General features: G+C 69.7%; 10 protein-coding genes. 4 read left to right on the plus strand and 6 right to left on the minus strand.

Features of this window, described 5'->3' with window-relative positions; genetic code table 11:
• Together VFF46_RS20860 and VFF46_RS20865 are read left to right on the plus strand one after the other, a co-directional pair.
• Positions 1-504 (plus strand): ABC transporter ATP-binding protein (locus VFF46_RS20860; RefSeq protein WP_325038843.1); only part of this gene is annotated, 504 nt, incomplete at its 5' end.
• Between the two features lies 1 nt (position 505).
• Complete coding sequence (locus VFF46_RS20865) at positions 506-2,965, plus strand: ABC transporter permease (protein WP_325038844.1); 2,460 nt, start codon at positions 506-508, stop codon at positions 2,963-2,965.
• A gap of 70 nt (positions 2,966-3,035) precedes the next feature.
• Here VFF46_RS20865 and VFF46_RS20870 read toward each other — a convergent pair whose 3' ends face one another.
• Together VFF46_RS20870 and VFF46_RS20875 are read right to left on the minus strand one after the other, a co-directional pair.
• Entirely contained in the window at positions 3,036-3,383 is a 348-nt protein-coding gene (locus VFF46_RS20870; RefSeq protein WP_325038845.1) for a VOC family protein, read from the minus strand.
• A 4-nt stretch (positions 3,384-3,387) separates the two neighbouring features.
• Positions 3,388-4,167: a methyltransferase domain-containing protein gene (locus tag VFF46_RS20875; RefSeq protein WP_325038846.1), complete on the minus strand. Its 780-nt coding sequence runs from the start codon at positions 4,165-4,167 to the stop codon at positions 3,388-3,390.
• Between the two features lie 99 nt (positions 4,168-4,266).
• Here VFF46_RS20875 and VFF46_RS20880 point away from each other — a divergent pair, with 99 nt between their 5' ends.
• Complete coding sequence (locus VFF46_RS20880; RefSeq protein ID WP_325038847.1) at positions 4,267-4,752, plus strand: MarR family winged helix-turn-helix transcriptional regulator; 486 nt, start codon at positions 4,267-4,269, stop codon at positions 4,750-4,752.
• Between the two features lie 390 nt (positions 4,753-5,142).
• On the opposite strand, the gene VFF46_RS20885 is transcribed toward VFF46_RS20880, so the two are convergent.
• Positions 5,143-6,963, minus strand: a complete 1,821-nt coding sequence (locus tag VFF46_RS20885) for an ABC-F family ATP-binding cassette domain-containing protein (protein WP_325038848.1) — start codon at positions 6,961-6,963, stop codon at positions 5,143-5,145.
• A gap of 49 nt (positions 6,964-7,012) precedes the next feature.
• Here VFF46_RS20885 and VFF46_RS20890 point away from each other — a divergent pair, with 49 nt between their 5' ends.
• Positions 7,013-7,861: a fructosamine kinase family protein gene (locus VFF46_RS20890; RefSeq protein WP_325038849.1), complete on the plus strand. Its 849-nt coding sequence runs from the start codon at positions 7,013-7,015 to the stop codon at positions 7,859-7,861.
• Here the strand turns inward: VFF46_RS20890 and VFF46_RS20895 are convergent.
• From VFF46_RS20895 to VFF46_RS20905, 3 genes are all read right to left on the minus strand, one after another.
• Positions 7,845-9,719 (minus strand): translation factor GTPase family protein, encoded by a 1,875-nt coding sequence (locus VFF46_RS20895; protein WP_325038850.1) that lies wholly within the window; start codon positions 9,717-9,719, stop codon positions 7,845-7,847. The genes VFF46_RS20890 and VFF46_RS20895 overlap by 17 nt on opposite strands.
• A gap of 147 nt (positions 9,720-9,866) precedes the next feature.
• On the minus strand, positions 9,867-10,307 hold the full coding sequence (locus VFF46_RS20900) for a type II toxin-antitoxin system VapC family toxin (protein ID WP_325038851.1): 441 nt from the start codon (positions 10,305-10,307) through the stop codon (positions 9,867-9,869).
• Positions 10,226-11,167, minus strand: a complete 942-nt coding sequence (locus tag VFF46_RS20905) for a 4-(cytidine 5'-diphospho)-2-C-methyl-D-erythritol kinase (RefSeq protein ID WP_325038852.1) — start codon at positions 11,165-11,167, stop codon at positions 10,226-10,228. Before VFF46_RS20905 ends, VFF46_RS20900 begins: the two co-directional genes overlap by 82 nt.
• Positions 11,168-11,172 lie beyond the last annotated feature (5 nt).

Raw genomic sequence — 11,172 nt, forward strand, 5'->3', positions numbered from 1 at the left:
CTGGCGGACGCGGAGCTGACCAAGATCCGCCGGGACCGGATCGGTTTCGTGTTCCAGTCGTTCAACCTGTTGCCGATGCTGACCGCGAAGGACAACATCCTGCTCCCGCTCGAGCTCGGCAACCGCAAGCCCGACCAGCAGTGGCTGGACACGCTGATCGACGTCCTCGGCCTGGACGACCGGCTGACGCACCGCCCGTCGGAGCTGTCCGGCGGGCAGCAGCAGCGGGTCGCGGTGGCGCGGGCGCTGGTCGGCCGGCCCGAGGCGGTGTTCGCCGACGAGCCGACCGGCAACCTGGACTCCCGGTCCGGCGCCGAGGTGCTCGGGTTCCTGCGCCGTTCGGTCCGCGAGTTCGGCCAGACCGTGGTGATGGTGACCCACGACCCGCTGGCGGCGTCGTACGCCGACCGCGTGGTGATGCTCGCCGACGGCAAGCTGGCCGGCGAACTGCAGCAGCCCACCCCGGAGAGCGTCCTGGACGCGCTGCGGCAGCTGGGGGCCTGACGTGCGACGTTCACTCCTCTCCTCGCTGCGCGCCCACCTGGGCCGCCTGGTCGCCGCCTGCCTGGCGATCGTCCTCGGGGTCGGGTTCGGCTCGCTCGCGATGATCGTGCACTCGTCGGCGTCGCACGGCATCGACGAGACGATCGGCGCGCAGTACAAGGGTGTCGACGCGGTCGTCTACCCGTCGCGGTCGACGATCTCCCCGACCGACATCGCGAAGGCGCAGCAGGTCTCGCAGGCGGCCGCGGTCGTCACGCTGACCACGGCGTACCTGAACGCGGCGTTCCCGGATCTGGTCCGGCCGGCCGGCCTCGAGGTCGACACCCTGCACGACACCACGGTGATCGCCGGCCCGGGCACCTCGTCCGGTCGGTTGCCCACCGCAACGAACGAGATCGCGCTGCCGGCCCGGCTGGCGGCCAAGCACAAGGTCGGCATCGGCGACCAGTTGCGGATCAGCGCGTACGAGGGCAAGACGTCGACCCTCCGCGTGGTCGGCCTGCTCGACGACGGGCAGTCCATCGGTACGGCGCCGGCGGTCGTCACGCCGGCCGCGATGAAGGTGATCGCCCCGGAGGCGTTCGTCCGCGGGATCGCGCTGGCGGCCAAGCCCGGCGTCTCGCAGGTGCAACTCGCCGACGCCGCCCGGGCCGTGGTGGCGGGTGAGCTGACGACGTACACCGGCGCGGAGTTCATCCAGCACGAGGTCGAGAGCTACACGCACGGTATCGACGTCCTCGGCGGCGTGTTCGGGATGTTCGCGCTGATCGCGCTGTTCGTCGCCTGCCTGGTGATCGGCAACACGTTCACGATCGTGATCGCCCAGCGCACCCGGGAGATGGCGTTGCTGCGCTGCGTCGGCGCGTCCCGGCGACAGGTGTTCACGTCCGTACTGGCCGAGGCGAGCGTGGTCGGTGTGGTCGCGTCCGCGATCGGTGTGGTGTTCGGCGTCGCGCTGTCCGCGCTGGCGCTGACCCTGTCCCGCGAGTTCGACTGGGGTATCCCGAAGGTGCCGCTGCACCTCGACCTCGCGTCGGTGTTCGTACCGCTGCTGCTCGGCACGCTGGCCACGCTGGTCGCGGCCGTCGTACCGGCGCGGCGGGCGACCAAGGTGGCGCCACTCGCCGCGCTCCGTCCGGACACTGCCCCGGCCGCCGGGTCCAGGGCCGGCGTACTGCGGCTGATTGTCGGCTTCGTACTCCTCGCCGGCGGCAGCCTGCTGCTGGCGACCGGCGCCGGAATGCATCAGGTGATGCTCGGCGCCGCGGGTGGCGCGATCTCGTTCCTAGGCGTGCTGTCGGTCGGTTCACTGCTGGTACCGGCGCTGATCCGGCTGATCGGCGCGCTGCCCGCCCGCAGCGGCGTACCGGCCCGGATCGCGGTCGCGAACGCGGTCCGGAATCCGAGGCGGACCGCGGCGACCACGTCCGCGCTGCTCATCGGCGTCACGCTGATCAGCCTGACCTGTGTCGGGATCGCCTCGGTGCAGAAGACGTTCGACGTGTCGATGAACGGGCAGTACCCGGTCGACCTGACGGTGTCGGCATGGAACGAGAAGATGCCGGCGGCCGCCGAGCAGCAACTCCGCGACATCAAGGGCATCACCCAGGTGGTCCCGGTCAGCAGGGTCGACGTGAAGGCCGCCGGACAGGACATGTCGGTCACCGGGATCGACGCCGCCAAGGCCGGTTCGGTGATCCACAACCAGGAGCTGGCCGGGAAGCTCAAGCCCGGTACGGCGCTGCTCACCTACCCGACGCTGCACGGCCTGAACATCCAGGAAGGGTCGCCGATCACGATCGTCGCGGGACGGCACAAGCTCACGCTGACCGCCCAGTTGTCGATCGGGCTGGATCCGATCACGGTCACCTCGGCCGACCTGGCGAAGCTGTCGCCGAACGCGTCGGTGACCGGGTACTGGCTGGCGTCGGACCCGAACGCGAACGGCCGCGACGTGATCGACGCGGTCCAGCAGTCGATCCCGAGCGTGAAGGACCTGACCGTCGAGGGCGGCCTGGCCAAGCGGTCGACGTACACGAAGATCTTCGACGTACTGTTGATCGTCGGGATCGGGCTGCTCGGGGTGTCGGTACTGATCGCGCTGGTCGGGGTCGGGAACACGCTCAGCCTGTCGGTCCTGGAGCGCACCCGGGAGAACGCGCTGCTCCGGGCAATGGGTCTGTCCCGCGGGCAACTGCGCCGGATGCTCGCCGTCGAGTCGCTGCTGATGGCGGTGGTCGCGGCGGGGCTCGGGATCGTGCTCGGCCTGATCTACGGGTGGACCGGGACGAGCGCGCTGATGGGCGGCCAGACGGTCAACGGTGGCGTCGAGTACGCCGTACCCGGGACCCTGCTGATCGCGATCGCCGCGGTCGCCGCGGTCGCAGGCCTGCTCGCCTCGGTACTCCCGGCCCGCCGCGCGGCCAAGGTCGCCCCGGCCGGCGCGCTGGCGACCGAGTAAGCCGGCGGCTCGCCCGGCTTGAGGGGGCCGGGCGAGCCGCTCACACCTCCACCTCGCTACGCTCGCTCCTCTAGACGATTTCCACGCGATTCCCGTGTCCGTCGGCGGTGTGAAAGCGCCGGCGGCCGGGAATCGTCTCGTTGTCCCAGGTCACCGGAAAACCAAGGCTTTCCAGTCGTGCGGCCAGCGCATCCAGGTCGTCCACCGCCAGGGCGGGGTGTGCTTTCCGGGCCGGCGTAAACGCTTCTTCCACTCCGACGTGGATCTCGGCGGCGTCGGCCTTGAACCAGCACCCGCCGCGCGGCTTCAGCAGCTCCGGCTTCTCCACCTCCGTCATCCCGAGCGCGTCCCGGTAGAACTCCCGCGCCACGTCCTCACCACCGGGCGGGCACGAAACCTGCACATGATCGAGTCGCATGAAGTCAGCCCTTCTTCTGAGCAACAGCAAAGATCCGCCGGAACGGCAGCAGCGTCCCGTAATCCTTCTGCGGATACGCCTCCGCCAGCCGCGCCCCATACTCCGCCTCGAACGCCGGCCGGACGTCGTCCGGCAGCGACTGCAACACCGGCCGCGCACCGGTCCCCTTCACCCATTCCAGTACGGCGTTGTCGCCGGACAGCAGGTGGAAGTACGTCGTCTCCCACGCGTCCACCACGCACCCCTCGGCGCTCAGTGCGTCGACGTACTCGGCCGGCCCGGGTACGTCGGGGCGCAGCGAGGCGTCCTTCGCGTACTCGGCGTACGGCGGGGTGTTCGCCAGCTCGCGGAGGATCGCGTGCGACGGCGCGTCCCCGTTGCCGGGGATCTGGATCGCCAGCCACCCGCCCGGCCGCAGCGCGCTCACGAACCCGGGCAGCAGGTCGAGCTGCTCCGGGACCCACTGCAGCGTCGCGTTGGTGACGATCACGTCGAGGTCGGCCCCGGTCCACTCCCGGACGTCACCGAGCTCGAAGCTCAGCCGGTCGTCGGCGTACTGCTCCGCCGCCTCGAGCATCTGCGGCGAGCTGTCGATCCCGCGGATCGTCGCCTCCGGCCAGACGTCGCGGAGCGTCGCGGTGAGCGCGCCCGGCCCGCAGCCGAGGTCGACCACGGTCCGTACGTCGTGCGCCCGGACCCGCCCGACCAGGTCCCGGAACGGCCGCGCCCGCTCGTCGGCGTACGTGCCGTACTGCTCCGGACTCCACACCGGTGACCTGCGCATCCGACTGCACCTTCCCCTCAGGTTTTATCTTGATGTCGAGATACTTTATCCACGGCACTTGTCTTGATGTCAAGAGTCTTGATCGGTACTCTCGGAACCATGGAGGACGAGGTCGATCGGCTGATCGAGGCCTGGCGGCGGGAGCGCCCCGACCTCGACGTGGCGCCGATGGAGGTGCTGTCCCGGGTCAGCCGGCTCGCGCGGCACCTGGACCGCGCCCGCAGCCAGGCCTTCGACACCCACGACCTCGAGTCCTGGGAGTTCGACGTACTCGCCGCGCTCCGCCGGGCCGGTACGCCGTACCAACTGTCCCCCGGGAAGCTCCTCAAGGAAACCCTCGTCACCTCGGGCACGATGACGAACCGGGTCGACCGGCTGGCCGCCCGCGGCCTGGTCGAGCGACTGCCGGACCCGAGCGACCGGCGCGGCGTGCTCGTGCAGCTCACGCCCGACGGGCGGGACAAGGTCGACGCCGCGATGGCGGACCTGCTCGCGCACGAGCGGACCCTGCTCGGCGGCATCGGCGAGCGCGACCAGCAGAAGATCGCCCGCGTGCTGCGGGAACTGGTCCGCCCGTTCGAATAAAGCGCTTTGACGCCACCAACAAAGGGACTTGTTCGCGCCGACAAAGCCGATCAGGAATTGTGCCGGAATTATCCGAAAAGACGTACCGTCACTTCTGCCCTGTTTCAGTCGTTGCTAGTTGCAACGAGATCGAGAGACTGCTGTAGCCGGGAACTATCGACACCGGTCTACGCCCCCTACTAGGGTCATGACCGTCGGTGGCGAACCGACTACAAAATGTCAAAACATGGTGACTTCGGCGGCAAGAGGTGGTCCGCCGAATGCGGCTGCGCGGTGTCCGGGGCTCGGGGCCCGAACAACGCCGGCCGGCACGGGGCCCGCTCACCCAGGAGCTCGGCGTACCCCTCCGAATCACAGGGGATCGGAGGGGACGCCGGCTCGAAAGCCCCGCTATTCGGCGCGTTCCGCGGCTTCGAACCAGGCAGTTTCCAGCTCGCCGCGCTCGTCCGCGAGCTTGCGCAGCTCGGCGTCCAGCTCGGCCAGCCGCTCGTAGTCGCTGGCGCTGGCGGCCAGCTGGTCGTGCAGTTTCGCCTCGGTCTCGGTGAGCTTGGCGAGCTGCCGCTCGATCCGGTTCAGCTCCTTCTTCGCCGCCCGGGCCGCTGCCGCGTCAGCCGTCGGACGTTCAACCAGCTGGTCATTTCCCGGGCCCGGCAAATCGGTGGACACGGCCGCCGCCGGTGTCAATACATTGGACGTGACCCGCCGCGGAATTCCGGAGCTGAGTTCGTCCAGATACTGCTCCACGCCGCGCGGCAGATGCCGGACCCGGCCGTCGCCCATGATCGCGTAAACCATGTCGCTGACCCGCTCCAGGAAGTACCGGTCGTGGGTGACCGTGACCACCACGCCGGGCCAGCCGTCCAGGAAATCCTCCAGCACGGTGAGGGTTTCGACGTCCAGGTCGTTGGTCGGCTCGTCGAGGATCAGCACGTTCGGCTCGTCCAGCAGGATGCGCAGCAACTGCAGCCGGCGGCGCTCGCCACCGGACAGGTCCGAGATCCGGGTGGTCAGCTTGTCGCCGGTGAACCCGAACCGCTCGAGCAGCTGCGACGACGTCAGCTCACCGCCGCGCCCGGCGAGCGCCGCGGTCCGCCGGATCCCGGTGATGTGGTCCAGGACCGTGACGGTTTCGTCGATCTCCTCGAGGTGCTGCGAGAGGTTCGCGACCCGGACCGTCTTGCCCTGCTTGACCAGCCCGTGGTCCGGCGGGAGTTGCCCGGTGAGCACCTTGAGGAACGTGGTCTTGCCGGCGCCGTTCGGGCCGAGCAGGCCGATCCGGTCCGCCGGGCCGAGCCGGAACGTGACGTGGTCGAGCATCTTCCGGTCGCCGTAGCTGAAGCTGACGTCCTCGGCGTCGAACACGTCCTTGCCGAGCCGGGACGTCGCGAGCTGGGACAGCGCGAGCTTGTCCCGCGGCGGCGGCTCGTTCTCGATCAGGGCGTTCGCGGCGTCGATCCGGAACTTGGGCTTGGTGCTCCGCGCCGGGGCGCCGCGCCGCAGCCAGGCCAGCTCCTTGCGCAGCAGGTTCTGCCGCTTCTCCTCGCTGACCTGCGCGCTGCGGGCACGCTCGGCCTTGGCCAGGACGTACGCGGCGTACCCACCGTCGTACGACGTGACGCGGCCGCCCTGCACCTCCCACGTGTCCGTGCAGACCGCGTCCAGGAACCACCGGTCGTGGGTGACCACGATCAGCGCGCCCGCGCGGTCGACGACGTGCTCGGCCAACCAGCTGACCGCCTCGATGTCGAGATGGTTGGTGGGCTCGTCGAGGATCAGCAGGTCGACCTCGGTGAGCAGCAGCCTCGCGAGCGACGCCCGGCGGCGCTCACCACCGCTCAGGCTGCCGACCAGTGCCTCGTGGTCGACCTCGCCGAGCAGGTGCTCCATCACCGAGCGGGCCTTCGGGTCCGCCGCCCAGGTGTAGGTCTCGACGTCGCCGAGGACCGCGTGCAGCACGGTCTGCTCCGGGTCGAGGTCGTCGCTCTGCCCGAGGTACCCGAGCCGCAGGTCGCGGTTGTGTGTGATCCGTCCGCTGTCCGGCGGCTCCCGCCGCGCCAGGACCTGCAACAGCGTCGATTTGCCGTCGCCGTTCCGCCCGACCACGCCGATCCGCTCACCACGGCCTACGCCGAGACTGACCGAGTCGAGCAGTGTGCGGGTCCCGAAGCCCTTCGAAACAGCTTCCAGATTGACCAAGTTAGGTGCCGCCATAACGCGCCCAAGGGTAGCTGACGTGAACGGACATGCCAGGATCGTCCGAGTGCTGACTGCTTCTTGGCTCGACGGACTCTCGTTGGGCGAACCGATCGCCGCCGATCCGCTGGAGGGTGGGTACGCGAGCAAGACCTTCCGGGTCCGTACGTCGCGGGGCCGATCGGTGGTCGTGAAGACCCAGGACAACCTGCCGCCGGACCTGTACGCGCTGGAGGCGGACGGTCTCGAGGCGTTGCGCACGCCCGGCGGGTTCGCCGTACCCGAGGTGTTGCGGGTCACGCCGCACTTCATCGTGCTGACGGATCTCGGTACGTCGGACCCGTCGCCGACGTACTGGGCCGACGCCGGGCGGGCGCTGGCGCTGCAGCACCTGCGTACCGCGGACAGGTTCGGGTACGACCGGGACAACTACCTCGGCGTACTGCCGCAGCGGAACCCGTGGACCACGGACGGTCACGCGTTCTACGCGGAGCACCGGCTGCTGCGGTACCTCGAGGAGCCGACCTGCCACCAGCAGTTGCCGTTCGAGGACCGGCGGCGCCTGGAGCGGGTCGCCGGCCGGCTCGGGGAGCTGATCCCGCCGCAGGGGCCGGCGCTCCTGCACGGCGACCTGTGGCACGGCAACCTGCTGCCCGCACCGAACGGCGCGCCCGCCCTCATCGACCTGGCGGTGTACTACGGCTGGCCGGAGGCGGATCTGTCCACGCTGCTGATCTACGGCCGCCTCTCCGACGAGCTTTTCACGGCGTACGAGGAGATCCACCCGCTGACGCCCGGCTGGCGCGACCGGCTCCCGCTGCTGCACCTACGGGAGCTGCTCAGCATCACCGCCCACACCCCCGACGTACCGGAAACCGTCAGCGAGATCCACACCATCCTCAAGAGCTTTGATTGAGGTGCAGGAGGTACTGCTTCTCGTTGAGCGGGTTGCCGTCGGTGCGGTTCCGCGTCGGCGGTGCGGCCGGGATCGGGCTGTAATCGTGGAACGTGGTGGCGAGCAGGCCCTCGCCGCGGGTCAGGGTCGGGAGCTGTGACTCGAACGCGTGCGTGCCGGCCGCCGGGATCGTGCCCTCCAGGTGCGTCTGGGTCGCCTGCGTGACCACCCCGCGGTGCTCGGCGAGATGCGCCATCACCCGCGCGATGGTGTCCGGCGGGACGTCCAGCTCGACATGGTTCACCGGCTCGAGGACCGTCGTACCGGCCTCGGCGATCGCCTGCATCAGGATCAGCGGCACCAGGCGGCGGAAGTCGGCCGCGACGGTGACCGGGCTCCAGTACGCCGTATGCGTGAGGTCGATCCGGATGTTCGGGATCTCCCAGCCGTACAGGCCCTGGTGCAGCGTCTGCCGGACCGTCTCCTCGATCGCGGTGTGGAACGCCCGCGGCAGCGCGCCGAGCTCCACCTCGAGGTTGTACTCGATGCCCTCGGCAACCGGTGCGACCCGGAACCCGACACCGGCCGCCCACGGGCCTTCGGTGATCTCGCGCATCGCCGTACCGGTACCGTTCAGCCGCTCGACGTGGATCGGTGTCGTCTCGCTGAACGTGACCTCGACGCCGTACTCCGACGCGAGCAGCGACGCGATCACCTCCTTCTGCACCTCGCCGTACAGGCTCACCGTGATCTCGTCGGCCTTCCGGACCCGGATCAGCGGATCCTGCTCGGCCAGCTGGGTGAGTGCCTGGAACAACCGCACGCGGTCCCGCGCAGTGACCACGGTCTCCAGCGTCGGCGGCGCGAACAGCCGTTGCGCGTACGTCGCCGGTACGCCGAGCTGGTCGCCGATGCGGATGCTCTTCAGGCCCCGCAACGCCACGATCTGCCCGGCCTCGACGCGGTCCACCGGCCGCCGGGTGCCGTCGGCGTACAGCTCGATCCCGCTCGGGCGAGTCTGGTACTGCGGCCCGTCGCCCGGATGTACGGCCACCGGGGTCCGGGCCGCGAGGGTGCCGCTGACGATCCGCGCGGACGCGATCTTCTGCCCGGCCTCGACCCGCTCGACCTTGAACACCCGCGCCTGCAGCTGGTCCGCCGGTGATCCGGTTGCCCGCGGCAACCAGTTGCGAATGCCGTCGATCACCTCGCCGATACCGACGCCGGTCATCGCGGAACCGAAGTACACCGGATGTACGTCGGCCGTCGCGACCTGCCTGCGCAGCTCCGCGACCTGGTCCACGGGGCCCTGGAGGTACTGCTCCAGGAAGTCGTCGTTGCGCTCGGCAAGGATCTCGCCGAGCTCGGAGCGCTGTACGTCGAGCGGTACGACGGACGCCGCCCGCGTACCCAGATCCGGCACCGTCTGCATCGGTACGGCGCCCGGCGTCAGCAGGCGGCGGATATCCGCGAGCAGGTCGTCGTACCGTGCTCCGACCCGGTCGACCTTGTTCACGAACAGCAGCGTCGGGATCCGCAGCCGGCCGAGCGTACGCATCAGCAACCGCGTCTGCGGCTGCACGCCCTCGACCGCGGAGATCACCAGCACCGCGCCGTCCAGTACCGACAGCGCCCGCTCCACCTCGGCGATGAAGTCCGAGTGCCCCGGCGTGTCGATCAGGTTCACCGGCAGGTCCCCGAGCCGGAACGCCACCACCGCGGAGCGGATCGTGATCCCGCGCTTGCGCTCCAGGTCCATCGAGTCGGTCCGGGTGTCCCCGTCGTCGACCCGCCCGACCCGGTCGACAACCCCGGCGGCGAACAGAAGCCGCTCGGTCAGGCTGGTCTTACCGGCGTCGACATGCGCCACAATGCCCATCGTCAGAGAGTTCAAGAGTCCTCGCGAATGCGTCGAAACGATCAATACCGATGCGGTAGATCGATCCGCGGCGCATCCCGGTCTCCTGTCACTCGATGAGAACTTCCCCGGACGGTAACACCGTCCAGGCCCGAGGACGAACGGTTTTCAGGCCTCGAGCACCTGCACGTCGTACTTCTGGATGAAGCGGTCGCGCGTCACCAGCGTCAGCCTCTCGGCCATCGCCTGCGCAACGAGCATCCGATCGAACGGATCCCGGTGGATCATCGGCAGCCGGCCGGCGAGATCGCCATGCGCCCTGCGGATCGGCAGCTCGCTCAGGCCGCCGCGGTCGAGCCGGTCCAGCAGGTTCTCAGGGAAGTTGATCATCCCGGCGGCCTTCTTGATCGAAAGCTCCCAGACGGACACGGCGCTGACGTAGACGTCCAGCTCCGTATTGATCCGGTCCCTGAGCTGGTCTGACAGCTCTGGATTGGCCTCCAGCTTAGTCCACTTAGCTAAGTGTATTACCGGCTGACGATCGCGGGGAGTATCCGGGCGCCGGGGACCGGGCCTTCGGCCTGGCGGACCATGCGGCAGAGGCCGGATTCGGCGAGGTCCACCGCGAGGTCGACGGCGCTGCGGCTGTCGGCGGCGAGGAACAGGCAGGTGGGGCCGGAGCCGGAGATCTGGGCGGCCAGCGCGCCGTGGTCGAGGCCGAACTGGAGGGTGTCGCCCAGCTCCGGGCGGAGCGCCAGCGCGGCCGCCTGGAGGTCGTTGCCGAGCGCAACCGCGAGCGCCGCCGGCTGGCCGGACAGCAGCGCCGAGAGCAGCTCCGGGCGAACCTGCGGTGGCTCGACCCGGCGCAGCGGGCGCATCCGGTCCAGCTGGCCGTACACCTTCGGCGTCGACAGCCCACCCTCGGCGATCGCGAACACCCAGTGGAACGTCCCGCGCGACATCACCTCGGTGACCTGCTCGCCGCGTCCCTGACCGAGCGCGGTGTGCCCGACCAGGCAGAACGGTACGTCGCTGCCGAGCTCGGCCGCGTGGTGCTGCAGCTCGGTCTGCGTCAACTGCAGGCCCCACAGCCGGTTGCACGCCACCAGCGTGGCCGCCGCGTCGGTCGACCCGCCGGCCATCCCGCCCGCGACCGGGATCGTCTTGCGGATCGTCAGGTCGACGCCCTCGTCCACGTCGTACTCTGCCTGCAGCAGCTGCGCCGCCCGGACCGCGAGGTTCGTCTCGTCGGTCGGTACGTCGTCCGCGAAGTCGCCGGAGATCTCCACCGAGACCTCGCCGTCGTCGTCCCGCAGTACCGCGGTCACGTCGTCGTACAGGGCGACGGCCTGGTACACCGTGGCGACCGGGTGGAACCCGTCCGGGCGCGGCGGACCGACCGACAGACCGAGATTGATCTTGGCCGGCGCCCGCACCGTGACCTCAGCAGAAGGTGGCACGTCGGACAGGCTAG

It is taken from the genome of Kribbella sp. (assembly GCF_035655035.1).
In the GTDB taxonomy this organism is placed as follows: Bacteria; Actinomycetota; Actinomycetes; order Propionibacteriales; family Kribbellaceae; genus Kribbella.

What these genes read in the sequence shown, in the direction of transcription:
- VFF46_RS20880 (WP_325038847.1), top strand. Translation starts at nt 4,267, where the DNA reads ATGGAGGACGAGGTCGATCGGCTGATCGAGGCCTGGCGGCGGGAGCGC.
- VFF46_RS20875 (WP_325038846.1), bottom strand. Translation starts at nt 4,167, where the DNA reads ATGCGCAGGTCACCGGTGTGGAGTCCGGAGCAGTACGGCACGTACGCC.
- VFF46_RS20885 (WP_325038848.1), bottom strand. Translation starts at nt 6,963, where the DNA reads ATGGCGGCACCTAACTTGGTCAATCTGGAAGCTGTTTCGAAGGGCTTC.
- VFF46_RS20870 (WP_325038845.1), bottom strand. Translation starts at nt 3,383, where the DNA reads ATGCGACTCGATCATGTGCAGGTTTCGTGCCCGCCCGGTGGTGAGGAC.
- VFF46_RS20895 (WP_325038850.1), bottom strand. Translation starts at nt 9,719, where the DNA reads ATGGGCATTGTGGCGCATGTCGACGCCGGTAAGACCAGCCTGACCGAG.